Origin of the sequence: Marinilactibacillus sp. Marseille-P9653 (assembly GCF_916618885.1) — a bacterium.
Lineage (GTDB): Bacteria > Bacillota > Bacilli > Lactobacillales > Carnobacteriaceae_A > Marinilactibacillus.
In genome coordinates this window covers 505,662-522,461 of sequence record NZ_CAKAKH010000001.1, presented here as the reverse complement: position 1 = coordinate 522,461, position 16,800 = coordinate 505,662, and the positions used below count along the sequence as shown (strand labels likewise).

20 protein-coding genes are annotated in these 16,800 nt (G+C 38.8%); 5 read left to right on the top strand and 15 right to left on the bottom strand.

The features are described 5' to 3' along the window. The first annotated feature begins 95 nt into the window (after positions 1-95). Together LG377_RS02605 and LG377_RS02600 are read left to right on the top strand one after the other, a co-directional pair. Positions 96-2,054, top strand: coding sequence for an ABC-F family ATP-binding cassette domain-containing protein (locus tag LG377_RS02605; RefSeq protein ID WP_225743159.1), 1,959 nt, complete (start codon positions 96-98; stop codon positions 2,052-2,054). A gap of 269 nt (positions 2,055-2,323) precedes the next feature. Then, complete coding sequence (locus LG377_RS02600; RefSeq protein WP_225743158.1) at positions 2,324-2,782, top strand: Lrp/AsnC family transcriptional regulator; 459 nt, start codon at positions 2,324-2,326, stop codon at positions 2,780-2,782. A 58-nt stretch (positions 2,783-2,840) separates the two neighbouring features. On the opposite strand, the gene tsaD is transcribed toward LG377_RS02600, so the two are convergent. Genes tsaD through tsaB form a run of 4 tightly spaced genes read right to left on the bottom strand, consistent with a single transcriptional unit; the run spans position 2,841 to position 5,644 of the window. Next, a complete protein-coding gene (gene tsaD / locus LG377_RS02595) occupies positions 2,841-3,845 on the bottom strand; it encodes a tRNA (adenosine(37)-N6)-threonylcarbamoyltransferase complex transferase subunit TsaD (RefSeq protein ID WP_225743157.1) in 1,005 nt (334 codons plus the stop codon). A gap of 16 nt (positions 3,846-3,861) precedes the next feature. Then, positions 3,862-4,329 (bottom strand): ribosomal protein S18-alanine N-acetyltransferase, encoded by a 468-nt coding sequence (gene rimI, locus LG377_RS02590; RefSeq protein ID WP_225743156.1) that lies wholly within the window; start codon positions 4,327-4,329, stop codon positions 3,862-3,864. 27 nt (positions 4,330-4,356) lie between these two features. Continuing rightward, positions 4,357-4,932 (bottom strand): ribosomal protein S18-alanine N-acetyltransferase, encoded by a 576-nt coding sequence (gene rimI, locus LG377_RS02585; RefSeq protein ID WP_255612735.1) that lies wholly within the window; start codon positions 4,930-4,932, stop codon positions 4,357-4,359. Continuing rightward, complete coding sequence (gene tsaB, locus LG377_RS02580; RefSeq protein ID WP_225743154.1) at positions 4,919-5,644, bottom strand: tRNA (adenosine(37)-N6)-threonylcarbamoyltransferase complex dimerization subunit type 1 TsaB; 726 nt, start codon at positions 5,642-5,644, stop codon at positions 4,919-4,921. Before tsaB ends, rimI (LG377_RS02585) begins: the two co-directional genes overlap by 14 nt. Before the next feature lie 185 nt (positions 5,645-5,829). On the opposite strand from tsaB, the gene LG377_RS02575 reads away from it, so the two are divergent. Both LG377_RS02575 and LG377_RS02570 read left to right on the top strand, forming a co-directional pair. Continuing rightward, entirely contained in the window at positions 5,830-6,021 is a 192-nt protein-coding gene (locus LG377_RS02575) for a CsbD family protein (RefSeq protein ID WP_225743153.1), read from the top strand. Between the two features lie 122 nt (positions 6,022-6,143). Next, positions 6,144-6,878, top strand: a complete 735-nt coding sequence (locus tag LG377_RS02570; protein WP_225743152.1) for an NAD(P)-dependent oxidoreductase — start codon at positions 6,144-6,146, stop codon at positions 6,876-6,878. A 49-nt stretch (positions 6,879-6,927) separates the two neighbouring features. Here the strand turns inward: LG377_RS02570 and LG377_RS02565 are convergent, their stop codons facing one another. The 7 genes from LG377_RS02565 to LG377_RS12435 form a co-directional block, all read right to left on the bottom strand. Beyond that, entirely contained in the window at positions 6,928-7,920 is a 993-nt protein-coding gene (locus tag LG377_RS02565; RefSeq protein ID WP_225743151.1) for a LacI family DNA-binding transcriptional regulator, read from the bottom strand. 77 nt (positions 7,921-7,997) lie between these two features. Next, positions 7,998-9,047, bottom strand: a complete 1,050-nt coding sequence (locus LG377_RS02560) for an aldose epimerase family protein (protein ID WP_225743150.1) — start codon at positions 9,045-9,047, stop codon at positions 7,998-8,000. A gap of 54 nt (positions 9,048-9,101) precedes the next feature. Continuing rightward, positions 9,102-10,619, bottom strand: coding sequence for a UDP-glucose--hexose-1-phosphate uridylyltransferase (galT, locus tag LG377_RS02555; protein ID WP_225743149.1), 1,518 nt, complete (start codon positions 10,617-10,619; stop codon positions 9,102-9,104). Then, positions 10,616-11,788, bottom strand: a complete 1,173-nt coding sequence (locus LG377_RS02550; RefSeq protein WP_225743148.1) for a galactokinase — start codon at positions 11,786-11,788, stop codon at positions 10,616-10,618. Before LG377_RS02550 ends, galT begins: the two co-directional genes overlap by 4 nt. Positions 11,789-11,926: 138 nt before the next feature. Then, on the bottom strand, positions 11,927-12,076 hold the full coding sequence (locus tag LG377_RS02545; protein ID WP_225743147.1) for a hypothetical protein: 150 nt from the start codon (positions 12,074-12,076) through the stop codon (positions 11,927-11,929). Between the two features lie 82 nt (positions 12,077-12,158). Beyond that, positions 12,159-12,359 carry an isochorismatase family protein gene (locus LG377_RS12440; protein WP_255612816.1) on the bottom strand — a complete coding sequence of 67 codons (201 nt, stop codon included), beginning with the start codon at positions 12,357-12,359 and terminating at the stop codon, positions 12,159-12,161. A gap of 20 nt (positions 12,360-12,379) precedes the next feature. Continuing rightward, positions 12,380-12,613, bottom strand: coding sequence for an isochorismatase family protein (locus LG377_RS12435; protein WP_255612732.1), 234 nt, complete (start codon positions 12,611-12,613; stop codon positions 12,380-12,382). A 272-nt stretch (positions 12,614-12,885) separates the two neighbouring features. Between LG377_RS12435 and LG377_RS02535 the strand changes: the two genes are divergently transcribed. After that, positions 12,886-13,599, top strand: a complete 714-nt coding sequence (locus LG377_RS02535) for a zinc metallopeptidase (RefSeq protein ID WP_225743146.1) — start codon at positions 12,886-12,888, stop codon at positions 13,597-13,599. A 56-nt stretch (positions 13,600-13,655) separates the two neighbouring features. On the opposite strand, the gene LG377_RS02530 is transcribed toward LG377_RS02535, so the two are convergent. From LG377_RS02530 to epsC, 4 genes are all read right to left on the bottom strand, one after another. Then, entirely contained in the window at positions 13,656-14,957 is a 1,302-nt protein-coding gene (locus LG377_RS02530; protein WP_225743145.1) for a M20 family metallo-hydrolase, read from the bottom strand. Between the two features lie 92 nt (positions 14,958-15,049). Beyond that, positions 15,050-15,529 carry an S-ribosylhomocysteine lyase gene (locus LG377_RS02525; RefSeq protein ID WP_225743144.1) on the bottom strand — a complete coding sequence of 160 codons (480 nt, stop codon included), beginning with the start codon at positions 15,527-15,529 and terminating at the stop codon, positions 15,050-15,052. A gap of 60 nt (positions 15,530-15,589) precedes the next feature. Then, positions 15,590-16,240 (bottom strand): class I SAM-dependent methyltransferase, encoded by a 651-nt coding sequence (locus LG377_RS02520; protein WP_225743143.1) that lies wholly within the window; start codon positions 16,238-16,240, stop codon positions 15,590-15,592. Beyond that, the gene (gene epsC / locus LG377_RS02515) at positions 16,233-16,787 is read right to left on the bottom strand and encodes a serine O-acetyltransferase EpsC (RefSeq protein WP_225743142.1); all 555 of its coding nucleotides are present in this window, start codon (positions 16,785-16,787) and stop codon (positions 16,233-16,235) included. The genes LG377_RS02520 and epsC overlap by 8 nt, the downstream gene beginning before the upstream one ends. Positions 16,788-16,800: the final 13 nt, after the last annotated feature.

Below are 16,800 nucleotides of genomic sequence, written 5' to 3'. Positions count from 1 at the left end.
CCTGTATATCATTCTTTAGATATGCTACACTTATACGGAAAAGCACTTAGTATGTAGAGATAAAAAGACCTAATAATTCAAAATGAGGAATTTAAATGATTTTATTACAAACTCAGAAAGTTGCACGTCACTTCGGTGCAGAGATTTTGTTCGATGACGTTACTCTAGAAATCAAAGAAGCTGCCCGAGTCGGACTAGTTGGAAGAAATGGTGCAGGAAAATCGACTTTACTTCATATTATAGCTGGACAAGAAGAGCCCGATGCTGGACGCATGAACAAAAAAAGAGATTTGACTATCGGTTATCTAGATCAACATACCGGCTTAGAGTCGACTAGAACTATATGGGAAGAAATGCTGACCGTCTTTGAGTCTGTCATTCAACTCGAAAAAGAAATGCGTCAATTAGAAGCCAAAATGAGTGATCCTAGTCTCCTAGAAGATCAAGGGCAATATCAGGAACTACTCAAACGCTATGACATCATGCAAGAATCCTTCAAACAACAAAATGGCTACGGTTATGAAAGTGAAATCCGCTCTGTGCTTCATGGTTTCCGTTTTTACGAAGAAGACTTTTCAATGCCGATCTCTCAATTATCTGGTGGTCAAAAAACACGCTTAGCGCTTGCCCAATTGCTACTGGAGAAAAAAGATCTATTAGTTTTGGATGAGCCCACTAACCATTTAGATATTGATACGCTAGCTTGGCTTGAAAAATACCTTTTAAGTTATAAAGGCGCTCTACTGATTGTTTCACATGACCGCTATTTTCTAGATAAAGTCGTCAATGAAATCTACGAAGTGAGTAACGGAAAGGTTCAACACTTTACAGGAAACTATTCCAATTATTTGAAACTAAAAGCAGAGCTTATTCAAAAAATGTGGAAAGAATACGAAAAGCAGCAGAAAAAAATCGAGAAGACTGAAGACTTTATCAATCGTAATCTTGTTCGAGCTTCCACAACTAAACGAGCTCAATCCAGAAGAAAAATGCTGGATAAGATGGACAAAATGGGTAAACCTCAAGATGACGAAAAGTCGGCAAACTTTAATTTCTATACTGAAAGAGAATCAGGTAGCGTTGTTCTTCAAACGGAAGAGCTTGCTATAGGATACGATGATCATGTCTTATCTGAATCCATCAATTTAGATATTCGAAAAACAGATGCGATCGCTTTAGTCGGTCCAAATGGAGTCGGAAAAACGACCTTGCTCAAAACACTGGTTGGTCAGATTCCAGAATTAGCTGGTTCTATCCAGCTTGGTACTAAAGTGGATACTGGTTATTATGATCAAGAACAAACTCTGCTTCATTCAACGAAGCGTGTTTTAGACGAACTATGGGATGAACACCCAACAATCCCTGAACAATCTATTCGTACGTTACTAGGAAGCTTTCTGTTTTCTGGAGATGACGTTGAAAAATCTATTTCTTCTTTAAGTGGTGGCGAAAAAGCACGTGTTGCTTTAGCAAAACTAGCTATGGAGAAAAACAATTTCCTTATACTAGATGAACCCACTAACCATTTGGATATAGACTCCAAAGAAGTTTTAGAAAACGCGCTGATTGATTTCGAGGGAACGCTTTTATTCGTTTCCCATGACCGATACTTTATTAATCGTATGGCTACTAAAGTTCTTGAAATCAATCAAGATGGACTCACACTGTATTTAGGTGATTACGATTACTATCTTCAAAAGAAAGAAGAACTCGAAGCTTTATCCGCACTAAAAAACACAGCAGAAACGAATCAGTTGAATCCAGTTGCATCATCCGCCTCTGAGCCATCTAGTGGCTCTGACCGGGCTCAGCAAAAAGAGCAACAAAGAGAAACACGTCGTTTAGAGCGATTAATAGAAGAACTAGAACAGAAGCTTCAAGTAAATGAAGAGCAACTGGATCAGGTTCATCAACAGCTCAGCGATCCTGCGGTTTATGATGATGCAGATCAGGCCTCGAGACTTTCAAGTGAACACGAAAAACTTCAAGCCGAGCAAGAGACACTCATGGAACAATGGGAAACGGCTAGTGTCGAACTCGAAAGTTATCAATAAAGACCGAAAAGGGATCCTATTAAAGAAGGGATACCCACAGAAATCATATTCTATCCACTCTAAACAGGTATACCTAACCTAACGTTATTTAGTGTGAATATTAACCTATTAAATAACCATTGGTATACCTAAAAAGTATATTGCATTAATTTTTGATTAGGGTATAATATAATCAAATTGCTATAATAAAAATAAATTAGTTAACTAAAAAATTTCAGCATAACAATGATTCAATGATAGTTGTTGTTAAAAAAAGGGGCTTGTTTTACATGGATCAAATGGATAAGAAAATTGTTGAGATACTTCAAAAAAACAGTCGTGCATCTTTAAAAGAAATCGCAGGAGAAACATATCTTTCTTCTCCAGCTGTCTCAGCTCGTATCCACCGTTTGGAGAACGAAGGTATTCTTGGAAGATATATTGCTTTCCCAGACTTGAAAAAAATGGGCTATCATATTCAAGCGTTTATTCATTTAGACTTAAGCCCCACTCAGAAAGAAGATTTTTATCCATACATTCAACAATCCACTAATGTATTGGAGTGTAACTGTGTAACCGGAGAGTTTTCAATGCTGATCAAAGCCGCTTACCCAACAACTACTGAGTTGGATGATTTCATAAACGATCTTCAACGATTCGGTAAAACGTCTACACAAATCGTTTTTTCTACACCGATACCTGCTCGAGGCGTTCAATTACTCGCATCTGAAGAAGCTGAAGCAAAATAAAAACCATTCCATTTCTGTAGTGACTCGCTTAGAGTCAAAACAGATTTGGAATGGTTTTTTATAGGGTTAGTCCTGGCTGTGCGTTTAATGCCAAATCTAATTGGTTATGGTCAGTGGAATCAATAAAAGCAGCTGCACCAATCATTGCTGCATTATCTCCACAGAGTGCCAGAGGCGGTACAACAAGTTCAACTGATGACAATTCCTGCTCTACTGCTTGTGTCAGTGCTGTGCGTAGGCCTTTGTTAGCGGCAACGCCTCCAGCTAGTACAATTTGCTTCACTTTTTTATCTTTTGCACATTTGAGTGTTTTTTTGACCAATACTTCAACAACAGCTGCTTGGAAACTCGCTGCCAGATCATACCGATCTAAAACGTCTCCTTTTTGTTCAGCATTATGAACTGTATTGATAAAAGAACTTTTTAGCCCACTGAAACTGAAATCATTTGTGTCATCTTGCATCATTGCTCTTGGAAAGTTGAAGGTATCGGCTCCTTTGTGAGCCATTTCATCAATGTGTTTTCCTCCAGGATACGGAACGCCAAGTACTCTGCCGATCTTATCATAAGCTTCTCCTGCAGCGTCATCTCTTGTTTCTCCAATGATCTCATACTTTCCTGGTTCGCTCATGTAGACCAATTCTGTGTGTCCGCCACTAACGACCAAAGACAGCAGTGGGAATACTAGCGGCTGTACGAGTTGATTGGCATAAATATGTCCGATAATATGGTTCACTGGGATCAACGGTAAATCATGTGCATAAGCCACAGCTTTTGCTGCATTGACCCCAATGAGTAAAGCACCTACCAGTCCTGGACCTTCCGTAACTGCAATGGCATCCAGCTCTTCATAAGTCGTATTCGCTTCCTTTAGCGCTTCTTCCATGACAATGGTCATTTGCTCGACATGATGTCGACTGGCTACTTCTGGAACAACGCCCCCAAATCTCTGATGACTTTTAATCTGAGAAGCGACAATATTTGATAATTGTTTTGTCCCATCTTCTATAACGGCAGCACTTGTCTCATCACAACTTGTTTCTATTGCTAAAATTCTTTTCATTCTAGTACGCTCACTTTCATAGTTCACATTTCAATACAACAGCATCTTCTCGCGGATTTGAGTAATAGTCTGATCGAACACCAACAGGAACAAATCCAGATTTTTTATACAGTAAGATTGCTGGTTCATTCGATATCCGCACCTCTAAAAATAGTTCTGTTACGTTTTCTTCTCGTAATCTCTTATTGGTTTCTTGCAACAATTGAGTGGCGATACCATTTCGCTTAAAGTCCGTTTTGATTACGATCGTATATACTTCAGCTTCTAGGTGTACCTTAGAACCTCCCAGAAATCCAATGAGTTCCCCTTCATATTCAACAAGTAAATAGAATAGATTGGACTGTTCAAAAGTAGCCTCAAATTGGTCAATCGTCCACGGGGATCCAAACGCAAAACTTTCCTCTGATAAAGCGTGCAATGTTTCTGCAATATCTTCCTGATGCTCCAGAAAACGATAAACTAGATTTGATTGATTCATCTCCATCATGTTTGCTCCTCATGTCTGTTTCGGTCAGTTACTGGCTAACATCATTGTCATTTCCAGTGCATCTTCTCTATCATTTGCATAGTACCCTTTTTTAACTCGCCCATTCGCAAATTGCATTTTACTATACAGACTTTGTGCTCGAATATTTGATACTCGGACCTCTAGGCTGATTTTATCCATTTTTTCAGAAATCGCAATCTGTTTCAATTCTTCAATCAAAAAAGTGGCTATTCCTCTACCCTCATACGCAGGAATTGTCGCGATATTCGTGATATGAGCCTCTCTTGAGACAAACCATGATCCAAGGAAAGCGACTGGTTCTTTTTGATCCGTCACGACCATATAAAAAGCATTTTTATTGTACCGTATCTCGTGAAACAGCGCTGCTCGATTCCAGGGCGTGTGCCCATCATAGCACCGACGCTCAATCAAGAGAATATCGTCAATGTGCTCTTCTGTAGCGATTTTAACACTTAAAAACTGTTCGTCGTTTAACGCAAAGAAAGGATGCTCTAACCTGATACGCTCCGCTATTGGTTCAGGAAGCGGTTCTTTATGTGCAGGTAATCTATCGGTCAACCATTGTTTAATATTTTTCAACCAAGCTTCCCCCTTTGTTATCAGGATTTGCCTCATTCCATTTTTCTTCTGCTTCTGTTAATTTCGTGTATTCAGGTACAAATGTATGAACGTCAACCGGTTCTTCTTCCGCTCCAATCCATGCAAGCACGCTAGCTCTTGGTAATTGCTGAAATTCTGGTAAGACTAATAGACGGTCTTTTAAAGACTTCTGGAATACTTCTCGGTGTTTTTCTGAATCTGTTCCAACAATTATAACAGGCTCTTTTCTTTCTAGAAGCCTATTGACCCATGTTTCTGCAAAGACGTGCTGGTCTTTTTCAAGTTGTTCTAACTTTCCGTTTACAAAGCGGTAAAGGCCGGTATAGATGTTTCCTCTTCTAGCGTCCATGATCGGAACGACCAAAGCTTCTGTCCCCCGAGACGCGTTTCCAGCTAATACTTTTAAGCTAGACACACCTACAAGTTCTATTTCTCTTGTCCAAGCAAGTGTTTTGGCTACCGTAACCGCTATTCGGACTCCAGTATAAGAACCGGGTCCTTTAGCGACGACGACCCTATCTATTTCTTCAATCTTCATGTCAGCATCTTGTATGACTCTTTGCACTGCTGGCATGAGCTGTATACTATGATTTCTTTTAACATTCGTGGTTTGTTCTGCTACTGTTATGCCGTTTTCTACTACGGCAACAGTCATTGATTGATTAGATGTATCCATTGCTAGAATGCGCATTTGGTCTCTCCTTGCTGAATTCCTTTTCTTTAGTCTAGTTTAGCATATTTATGCTATCCGAGAAACTAATGAGGTACTGTTCATAAGCGTATTCTTTGTATTATCGAACAAATCCTCTTATAATTGTATTGTAGTAATGGGTAACCGTTTTATTAGTTTTATAAATTGAAAGGAGTTTTTTGATTATGGCAGATAACAAAGATAGCATGAAAAGTAAACTTAAAGGCGCTAAAGATAAAGTCGTTGGTGAAGCAAAAGATCAATACGGTAAAATGACCGATGATAAAGGTAAGCAAGTTGAAGGTAAAACTCAAAAAGTTGAAGGCAAAGGCCACGAAACTTACGGTAAGGCCATCGAAGATAAAGACAAGCACTAAGACAAGTAGCCAAACAATAAAATCAGCCTACCTTTTACCCATTCGAAGGTAGGCTGATTTTGTACTATTAACTGAACCTTATTAACCACCTTACTTAAATCAATCATAAAAGGAGAAAATTTATGACTAGAATTTTAATCACAGGTGCTACTGGCACAATTGGAACAAATTTAGTGAAGCACTTAAAAACAGATTATGATTTGGTTCTTGCTGATGTTGATTTTTCAGATTTTCCAAGTGAATTAAAAGAAGGTTCAAAAATGATTGAAGAAGATCTAACGATCTTAGAAAACTGGGAAAATGTTTTAGATGGTGTGGATTATGTCATTCAATTAGCCGGAAACCCTGATGCGGAAGCCAACTTTTACGAAGGATTACTGGACTTGAATTACAAGCTTCCTCAAAATCTCTATCAAACCGCAGAGAAAACCGAGAGTGTGAAGCGCATTATCTTCGCTAGCTCAATTCACGCAAGTGATGCCTACCCAAAAAATGTCCAAGTTAAAACATCTGATCCAATCAGACCGGATGATCTTTATGGAGTATCGAAAGTTTTTCTGGAAGGTCTAGCTAGCTATTATGCTTTTAAAAAGGGTATTGAGTCCATTGGCATTCGTATAGGTGATTACAAGTCTCCAGGAGAAGGTGTGGATCCGGAAGCAGATTTGTATTCAAGAGGATCTTACTTTTCCTATAAAGATATGAATCACCTCATTGACTGCTGTTTGAAAGCCGAACTGGAAGAACCTTATTTACTTGTAAACGGCGTTTCCAATAATACATTCCCTAGACTAGATATCGATCAAGCTAGAGTTAAATTAGGGTACCAACCGCAAGTTAACGCATTCGAACTCTAACAATAAGGAAAGGTTTACTAGAGTCTTAATCCACTCTAGTAAACCTTTTTTACGCGCTGTCTCTTTTGATCAATTTTGTACTGACTGTAACACTTTTGATTGCTTCTCTATCTTCTTGTATTCTTTCATGTAAAAGCTGAATGCCACTACGTCCCATCTCTTCTGTATATACCTTAACTGTAGTCAAAGACGGCGTTATGTATTTTGCAGTTGAGATATCGTTGAATCCTATAATGCTCACTTCCTCAGGAACTCTGATTTGATGCTCATAAAGAGCCTTCAGACACCCGATTGCAATCGCGTCATTCGCCGCAATAAATGCAGAAGGAAGATTTTCTTTACCTAGTTTTGTGATGGCTTTCTCCATATTGTCTTTGCCATCTTGTACTCGAAAAGCGCCTTTGAAAAAGTACTGCTCGTTATAGAGTTGCTTTTTCTTAAGGTAATTTTTTACATGATTCGTTCTTGGGTCTGTCCACGTACCGGAAAAATCACTATAAGACTCTTCTCCCGCTATAAATCCAATTTTTTTATGTCCCGTTTGAATCAAATAATCAATGTTTTGGCGCATCGCTTCCTTGAAATCGATCAAAACCGTATCGTCTGCACGGTCATCAGGTATATAATCTACGAAGCAAACATATGGGGCTTGTTGTCTCAGCTTTTTAACTTGAGTAGGACTGAACTTACCGATTGCTAGAATCCCTGCCAAGTCGCTCTCCATTTTTTCTTCTTCTCTATGATAAACGCGTACGATTTCGTAATCCATTAACTGTGCTTGTTGTTCTGCTCCCAGACGAATGGATAAGTAATATAGATCGTTCAGTTCCTCTTCTTCGGTATACCAGTTTACAATCGCAACTTTATACTTTTTCTGAGTGATTTTCTTACGGTGATTCTTGTATTCCAATTCTTCAGCAGCTTCGAAAATTCTTTTTTTCGTCTCATCTCCTACTGAAAGTGTTGGATCATAATTCAATACTCTGGAAACGGTCGAAGTAGAAACTTCTGCCTTTTCAGCTATATCTTTTAATGTCGCCATATCCTTACCCCTCCTCCCTTATCTTACCTATTGTACAAAAAGATGCTCAAAAGAGCACCTTTTTTATTTTTATTCGATTATTTCATAGTACTGAAACGATAGGTTGTCTTAGACTGATACGTTTCTTCTGGACGTAAGACGATGTTCCCGAAACCTTCCTGATTTACAGCATCCGGTAATGCTTGTGTCTCCAGTGTGATTCCGGCATATTGAGGAGCCGGTCTTCCCTTAATCGTATAAGTATCCATTTCAGCGTTATGTGTGAAAATAACCACGCTTTGTTCTTCTGTATACATTTCCACTTTACGACCACTTTGGCTTTCTGTCAAGATGGCTTGAGGTCCTTCTACTGTCTGATCCAGTACAAATGGATGATCAAGTCCTGACAGTGATTTGATTTGAGGTTCGTTTGATAATACTGCTTCTTCGAGAACTTTCGGTTCAGAAAAATCAAACGGGGTTCCTTTAGAGTCTTCCAGTTGTCCTGTTGGCAAATTCCGGTCGCCAAGTGTCCCATGTTTAGTGCTTTTTAACTGAAGTTCGTGATTTAGTATAGGCTGATGAATATCGCCATTCAAATTAAAATAAATATGATTGGTTGGATTAAACAAAGTCGTCTTGTCCGTATTTGCTGTATAAGCAATCGTCCATTCATCGTTCTCATTCAACGTGTATTCAACGCTCACATCCAGATTCCCTGGAAAGCCTTCTTCTCCAGATAAACTCTTGTAAGAGAATACCAAGCTGATCGAATCCGATGCTTCTTTTGTTTCTACGTCAAAAAGTTTGGTGTCCAGTCCTGCCGGTCCACCATGTAACAGGTTCCCTTTTTCGTTCACATCCAACTGAACTTGCGTACCGTCTACCTCGTATTGACCATCTGTTATACGTCCAGCCACTCTACCAATTGTTGCACCATAAAAAGGTCGGTGGGCAAGTATGTCTTCTAAGGTTTCAACATTTAATGTAATATCTGCTGTTTTTCCACTTTTATCCGGTGTCACGATTTTAGTTACAATCGCACCGTAAGGAATCGCCGAAAGAGACACACCCTTTGTATTTGTCATTGTGTATTCCGTTATCTCTTGATTCAAATAAAATCCAAATGCTTTTGTAGTTAATTTCAACCTACTTCCTCCTCTATTAAATAACCTCTTTAAGCAAACGTTATCATCTATATATTATACCGTTTTCAACGTCTCAGCGAAACGGTTAAATGCCTCTTTTCCAGCCTGATCTCGTTTAAATACACCCGCGTCTTTTAGAACTTGTAAGAATACATCTCCAACTGCGGATTGTATCACTTCATTAGCCGTCGTTTCGTTCAACTCTCCATGCTCTTCTTTAAGCTGCTCTGCCCATTCCTGATGGATCTTTTCTACAGTTGCATCTTGTCCTATAAGATAGTTCTGTACTTCAGCTAATTCTCTTTCAAGTCTTGGTGGTAAAATAGCCAAACCCATAACTTCTATCAAGCCAATATTTTCTTTCTTGATGTGCTGTACTGATTGATGCGGATGGAAAATACCATCTGGATAAGTTTCAGATGTTCGATTATTTCTGAGTACCAGATCCAGTTCAAATTGATTCCCCCTCATTCTGGCAATAGGTGTAATCGCATTGTGTGGTGTCTGACCTGTGAAAGAAACAATATCCACTGAATGGTCTTCATACGATCCCCATGCTGTCATGATTTTCTTAGCTGCTTTTTCCATAGACTGCTTATCCGTACTTTGGATACGGACAACGGACATCGGCCATTTAACGATTCCTGCTGTTACTTGCGGCAGATCCTTCAATTTAAATGTTTGCTCCATTTCAGCACGTTCCAGCGCAAAAGTATGTCTTCCACCTTGATAGTGATCATGAGAGAGAATGGATCCTCCAACAATTGGTAATCCAGCGTTAGACCCTACAAAATAATGCGGGAAAGTCGTTAAAATATCGAGTAAGTTTCGAATTGCTTTTTCTCCAACATTCATCGCCCGGTGTTCTTCAGAAAGGAATATCGCGTGCTCATTGTAGTACAAATAAGGAGAGTATTGGTATCCCCAAGGTTCACCTGCAACGTCCAATCGAACAATTCGGTGATTGGTTCTTCCAGGGTGATTTGCATTACCTGCATATCCTTCGTTTTCTACACATAGTAGATTCACTGGATAGTCTGATTTCTCTGTTTTTGCTAGTGCAATTTTTTTTGGATCTTTTTCTGGTTTGGAAAGGTTGATTGTAATCTCAATTTCTCCATACTCTGTTGCATGTCTGTATTCTATGTTCTTAGCGATTTCTCGTGTTTTAATGTAATTACTGTCTTTACTGAGTTTGTAAAAGTAATCGGTCGCTTCTTGTTTACTGTCTTTATATCGATCCCAAAAAGCACGGTTTACTTCTGAAGGTCTTGGTACGATCACATCCATAATTTTCGATTCCAAGATGTCTTTTTCAGATAGTGTATCTTTGATCACGTTCTGGCCTATAGCATATTCAATCATTTGATCCAGTAAAGTTAATGGATCGGAAACCGCTTGTACTTCAACTGGTTTCAGCTCTTTTTTACCTAACAGCTCTACTATCTTATTCGTAAAGTAAATGCTATCTAGCGGATCGATTTTATGATTTGTCTGATAATACTTTATAAATGAAACAATCGTCTGGTCGATTGACTGTTTTTCCAACTTTTTTGAAGTCACGTCTGTCATACAAGATCCCATTCCTTTGTTCCATCCGCTGTTTCTGCTATATAGACCTCGCCCGGATGTCCAATCTCTTCTTCATACGCTTTCTCAACTTGTTCAATAAAGGTTTCTACTGCATCCTGTTCTACGATGGCAATACAGCATCCACCAAATCCGCCACCTGTCATTCTAGCGCCCACAACACCTGGTTGCTTCCATGCTAATTTCACTAATAAATCCGTTTCTTTAACTGTCACTTCATAGTCTTCATGTAAAGAAGTATGCGACTCGTTCATCAGTTGACCAAAAGTCTTTAAATCTCCTGATTTTAAGGCATCAGCTGCTCGCTCTGTTCTTTTGTTTTCATAAACTGCATGTTTGGCTCTACGAACAAGTACATCTTCACCAATGACGTGTTTGTTTTCTTCAAATTCTTGTTCTGATAGTTCACCTAATGAAGAAATTTCTAAAACCGTCTGTAGTTTTTCAAGAGCTTCCTCACATTGGCTTCTTCTTAGATTGTACTCTGAATCGACAAGTTCTCTTCGTGTCATCGAATTCATGATCAGGATTTTATGATCGGGTAAGTCTACGGGTACTTGCTCGTATTCTAGCGTATTAGTATCCAGTAACATGGCGTGAGATTTTTTAGCCATCCCGACTGCAAACTGGTCCAGAATTCCTGAGTTTAACCCCATAAACTGGTTTTCTGTTTTCATACCCAGCTTAACTAAATCAAGCTGTTCAATGTCTAAGTTGAATACTTCTCTGATCACTACACCTGTCAGGAGTTCTAGTGACGCAGAAGAAGATAATGATGCGCCATTTGGGATGTTTCCATTAATATAAATGTCAAATCCGTTAGGTAATGAGCCATAATTTTCTTGGATGTATTGAGTCATACCTTTTAAATAATTCGTCCATTTGTCTTCTTTTTTATATGAAATATCGGTTAAGTCAAAATACATGATGCCGTCATCTGGAAAGTTCGCTGAATAAGCGGCTACAGATTGATCTTCTCTCATAGATACCACTGCATATGTGCCCATTGTAATCGCGCAAGGAAAAACTTTCCCTCCATTATAATCTGTATGCTCTCCAATTAAATTAATTCTTCCGGGAGAAAAAAATACACGTTCTCCGTCCTTTTCAAATACATTCTTGAATCCGCTTAATAATTGTTTCGTCTCCATGCCACTCCCACTTTCAACTGTATTTATTTACATTGTAAGCCTTTTAGTAAAAATAAACAAGTAAATTTAGTAAAAATAGAATCAAAATAAAAACGCCCTCTGAATAGTCACTTAGGCGTTAAGTCTTTCATTAAGGATTTATCCAAAGATACTTTCTAGAATTTGAACGATTGGATCTGAGAGATTCGTCCCCATTGCGCTAGCTATCATGTTCAAGACGAAAAAACTCATTACACCCACCTCAAATATTAAAGCGCCTTTTTTGTATTTTGCTTTATCGTTTTTCATGTGCTCACCTTCTAAAATTACCCTTTCAAAGACAATATCGTTCTTTATACTCTTCCATATACAAAACTTCTACGGTTCCGGATCAATCTAAAACACTTCCAACGAAATCAACAATATCGAGACCTTTCATTTCATATGTATCTTCATCATTCACCGTGCCCGAAGCGTCTTCTATATAAGTGACTTTATAACCTCTATCTACCCCTGCTATCGAAGTGAATAAGCAGCAATACTCTGCATTAAAGCCGACTACAAATAAATGTGTAACCTTATTTAACTCCAGGTATGTTTGTAGTGGCGTGCTTATTTTTCTACAATCTCCATACTTTGTTTTCCGATCGTCTCTTCTAGTTCACTATCAACGGAATTAGGATCAAATATAGAATCCGAGCGCTCAAGGATATGTCTTGTTGAGATCACAATCTGATCCCTTTGTTTGAAATCATCTATGAGCGTATGAATATGCTCTATTTCTTTACTAAAATCTTTCATCTTTAAAAGACCTTTTTGCGCATCTAAAATAATCAATGCCTGCATTGAACGACTCCTTTATCTTTTATACCAGCCTTAAAAGCTCATTTAATACTCATTTTTCTTAACGTTCTATCATTTAGCCTAACTCTGCACTTTTAACACTATGTTAGCAATCGTTTAGAGAAATTTTTTTTGAAACTATTTTAATTATTCTTCACAAAATCATCATAACTATTCCGATGATATCACTGAAACATATGTTTTATTATGGTATAATGGAGTTATTAAAAAACAAATAAACGATAAAATAAACGACTGATTAGGAGGTCACTATCATGCCATTTCTTCCATTTTTCTATTGGGATAACACATTTATTTTAATTATTATCGGTATGGTTATTTCAGGTTTTGCAAGTATGTATGTTCAATCCACTTACCGTAAATACGGTGAGGTCAATAGTAAGAACGGCTTTACGGCTTCAGAAGTTTGCCGTAAAATACTAGATGTTGCGCATCTTCAAGATGTTCGTTTGGAAGGTATCCGTGGTAACTTAACGGACCATTATAATGCTCAAGAAAACGTTTTGCGCTTGTCTGATACGACAAGAAATTCCAGATCCGTTGCCGCAATCGGTGTAGCAGCTCATGAAGCGGGGCATGCTTTACAAGATCGTGACGACTATGGTCCACTAAGACTACGTGCAGCACTTGTACCGGTAACCAACTTTGGACAAACTGCAGCTTTTCCCATTTTATTTTTAGGATTCTTTTTGGGTGAAGCTGGCGGAATGTTTGTTAATATCGGTATTCTACTATTTTCTCTGACTTTACTATTCCAACTGGTTACTTTACCAGTAGAGTTCAACGCTTCAAATCGTGCGATTCAAGTTCTTGAAACTCAAGGATTACTCAGTAGAGAAGAAATCCCTCAAGCACGTAAAGTCTTGAACGCTGCGGCTTTAACGTATGTTGCTGCGGCTATTGCTTCATTCTTAAGTGTCTTGCGTCTCGTACTGATTTTCAGTGGGAACGGACGAAACCGTGGATAATAAATCTATATAAATGAAAAGACGAAATCTCAACTCAAGAGATTTCGTCTTTTTTGTTAGGCGTTTTGTAAGCTTTCAATATAGTGTTTCAATACATGAATCGTCTGAATACAATCAGATAATTCAGACCATTCTTTCGGATTATGACTGATTCCATCTTTACTCTGAATAAACAGCATCGCCGAAGGAATATGACGTCCTAAAATCATCGCATCGTGTCCTGCACCACTGGAAAGCTCAAACGGCTCTATACCATTAGCCCGACAACTCTCAGATAATTGCTGCTGTAAATTTTCTGGCACTGGAGAAGGGGCAACATCGTGTACCGTTTCATGATCAAAGTTCACACCAGTGTTCGCTTCTATTGTTTTTCCTGCTTCGATTATCTTATCGATCAGTTCTGCTCTTGAGTCAAATTGTATATCTCTGATATCGATATATAAAATCACTTCTCCAGGAATGACATTTGTGCCATTCGGCTTAACTTGGATATTCCCGACGGTTGCTACAGCTGAATTATTGACTGTGCGTGGTAGTCTGCTGACTTCTTGTATAAATGCACTAGACGCAACTAAGGCATCTTTCCGGTCGTCCATTGGTGTGTTTCCAGCGTGTCCTGCAAGTCCCTCAAACGTTACTTTCAACCAATACGGTCCTGCTATTCCCGTTACAACACCACAAGGAAGCCCTGCTTTCTCCAGTTTCTTTCCTTGTTCGATATGCACTTCTACGAAAGTCTCAATTTCCGATAAGTCTCTTTTTGCATCTTGATATCCTTGAACAGTCAGGCCAACATCTTGGATGACATCTTCAAATAAACGACCATCATAATCTCTTCGTAGGAGCGTTTTCTCCATATCTGTATCGCCTACCATTGCTTCGCTACCGGTTAATCCACCATTAAATCTAGAACCTTCTTCATCGGTAAATATGACTACTTCATATGGTTTCTCAGGAGTATATCCTGTATCTTTCCATGCCTGAGCGACTTCAAGAGAGGCTAAGACACCAATCGTTCCGTCAAAATGTCCCCCATTTGGTACGGTGTCCACATGAGAACCACTTAAGACAGCTGGGTTTTCTTTCTTTTTACCTTCTAATCTCCCAAAGATGTTCCCCGCCCCATCTTCGGTAACTAGTAACCCAGCTTCCTTCATCCATCCAATCACTTTATCCTTAGCTTCTCTTTCAAGAAAAGAAAAACCAGGACGTCTAGAGCCTTCTTCTTCCGTCAAACCAATATTAGCTAGCTCAGATAAGCGTTCTGCTATTCGTTTGCCAGATACCCCGTTTTTCGATAACGTACCATCGTAAGTCTTTAATAATCGCTCATTTAAATTCATGTATGAATTTGTCATTTTATTCTCCCCTTAACGATTTTTAATTTATTATAGCATGTTCAAAAGAAAAAAAGAGATGATCCTTTTGGACCATCTCTTGAAACATTTTATTACTTTGCATCTTCCGCAAAGACAATGTGCCACTCTTGTTGTTTAGACAAGAATTCGCGTGCAACTTCTTTAGCACCTTCTAAGGTATGGTGTGCAGCCCAGCCACATTGTTTTTCGTTACTAGCCGGTACTTCGTCAGCTTCTAGAATATCTTCCATTGTACGTTTCAGTAAATCTAAAATCTCATCGTAATTCTCGTGGTTGATTACGGTTAGATAAAAACCTGTCTGGCATCCCATTGGACCAAAATCAATCACATAATCTGCATGATTGCGAATATGTTCCGCAGTCAAATGCTCCAGCGAGTGAACCGCCATCATATCCATATGCTCTTTATTTGGCTGTGAGAAGCGGACATCATATTTAACAATGACATCCCCATTCGCACCCGTTTTGCGATCTGCGACTCTTACATATGGTGCAATAACTTTATTGTGATCCAAGTTAAAACTTTCAACGTTCATTCTTTTTTCTACCATAATATTGATCTCCTTTTTACTCTTTACTTTCGTAATTGACTATTGATTTTGCTGAATAGATTAAGACTTAGTTTTTGTTCCTTCCATTATCCAGACATACTCATTCATCTGCTGGAAAGATACCTCTACAAAACCAGCTTCTTCAAATGCCATTTGAACCTGTTTCAGCAGTGGATAGTATTCTCTTCTCAAATCATCTACCAGTTCAGCATACCCTAGATTTGATGCTTCTTCAATCTTTAATTGGTAAGCTGCTTTCGATATAAATAAGGTATCCGCAAACACGACTTTTCCACCTTTTGGAAGTAGCTGAATATATTGTTTAAGAACATCACGCTTTTCATTATCAGTCAAATGGTGAAAGACATAAGAACTGACAACCGTATCAATTGTTTCATTTGGAGTAGGGTACTGCTGCATGTCTCCATCATAAACAGCAAAGCCTTCTGGCAATTTTTCTTTCGCTCGTTCTCGCATTTGCGCTGAGGGCTCTACTGCAAATACTTGCTTATCAGCATCTATTAGTTTTTGCGTTAAATTGCCTGTACCAATACCAAATTCAAGTACTTTATCTCCACTTCTAGCTACGATTTCTTCCAATATCTGTTCGTAGTTCCTAAAAACAGCTTTATACTGAATATCATTTCCTTCAACGAATGTATCGTAAGCTTCCGCCCATTCAGAAAACACTTCTAAGAATTCTCTACCCACTTTTCTCTTCCTCTCTTATTTCACTACTGATGATAGGTGCTCTTTTGACAATTTGAGCAGGTATCCCGACAGCTGTAACCCCAGTAGGAATATCTTTCAAGACAACCGCACTAGCACCAATCTTGGTGTAATCTCCAATCGTTACATTCCCAATCACTTGTACGTGAGCCGATAAAAGAACATGATGGCCAATCGTCGGATGCCTTTTTCCTGTTTCGTTTCCACGACCACCGAGTGTTACGCCATGAAACATCTGTACGTCGTCTCCGATTTCTGCTGTTTCTCCAATGACGATACCCATTCCATGGTCAATAAATAATCGTTTACCAATAACCGCACCTGGATGGATCTCTATTCCTGTTAGAAATCGAGCGAATGTTGAGACGATTCTGGCAAGTAACTTCAGATTCTTTTTGAACAGAAAGTGAGCGATTCTATAATAAATGGTTGCCCATAGTCCTGGATACGTTAAGAAGACTTCAAGATGAGTTCTCGCAGCTGGATCTTGTCTCTTATATGTTTGAATCAATTCTTTAAAGGACTCCATATGCGCTCCTTCT

What these genes read in the sequence shown, in the direction of transcription:
- LG377_RS02575 (WP_225743153.1), top strand. Translation starts at nt 5,830, where the DNA reads ATGGCAGATAACAAAGATAGCATGAAAAGTAAACTTAAAGGCGCTAAA.
- galT (WP_225743149.1), bottom strand. Translation starts at nt 10,619, where the DNA reads ATGACAGACGTGACTTCAAAAAAGTTGGAAAAACAGTCAATCGACCAG.
- LG377_RS12435 (WP_255612732.1), bottom strand. Translation starts at nt 12,613, where the DNA reads ATGCAGGCATTGATTATTTTAGATGCGCAAAAAGGTCTTTTAAAGATG.
- tsaB (WP_225743154.1), bottom strand. Translation starts at nt 5,644, where the DNA reads ATGCGCATTCTAGCAATGGATACATCTAATCAATCAATGACTGTTGCC.
- LG377_RS02600 (WP_225743158.1), top strand. Translation starts at nt 2,324, where the DNA reads ATGGATCAAATGGATAAGAAAATTGTTGAGATACTTCAAAAAAACAGT.
- LG377_RS02535 (WP_225743146.1), top strand. Translation starts at nt 12,886, where the DNA reads ATGCCATTTCTTCCATTTTTCTATTGGGATAACACATTTATTTTAATT.
- LG377_RS02605 (WP_225743159.1), top strand. Translation starts at nt 96, where the DNA reads ATGATTTTATTACAAACTCAGAAAGTTGCACGTCACTTCGGTGCAGAG.
- LG377_RS02565 (WP_225743151.1), bottom strand. Translation starts at nt 7,920, where the DNA reads ATGGCGACATTAAAAGATATAGCTGAAAAGGCAGAAGTTTCTACTTCG.
- LG377_RS02550 (WP_225743148.1), bottom strand. Translation starts at nt 11,788, where the DNA reads ATGGAGACGAAACAATTATTAAGCGGATTCAAGAATGTATTTGAAAAG.
- LG377_RS02525 (WP_225743144.1), bottom strand. Translation starts at nt 15,529, where the DNA reads ATGGTAGAAAAAAGAATGAACGTTGAAAGTTTTAACTTGGATCACAAT.
- LG377_RS02545 (WP_225743147.1), bottom strand. Translation starts at nt 12,076, where the DNA reads ATGAAAAACGATAAAGCAAAATACAAAAAAGGCGCTTTAATATTTGAG.
- LG377_RS02530 (WP_225743145.1), bottom strand. Translation starts at nt 14,957, where the DNA reads ATGACAAATTCATACATGAATTTAAATGAGCGATTATTAAAGACTTAC.
- LG377_RS02570 (WP_225743152.1), top strand. Translation starts at nt 6,144, where the DNA reads ATGACTAGAATTTTAATCACAGGTGCTACTGGCACAATTGGAACAAAT.
- epsC (WP_225743142.1), bottom strand. Translation starts at nt 16,787, where the DNA reads ATGGAGTCCTTTAAAGAATTGATTCAAACATATAAGAGACAAGATCCA.
- tsaD (WP_225743157.1), bottom strand. Translation starts at nt 3,845, where the DNA reads ATGAAAAGAATTTTAGCAATAGAAACAAGTTGTGATGAGACAAGTGCT.
- rimI (WP_225743156.1), bottom strand. Translation starts at nt 4,329, where the DNA reads ATGGAGATGAATCAATCAAATCTAGTTTATCGTTTTCTGGAGCATCAG.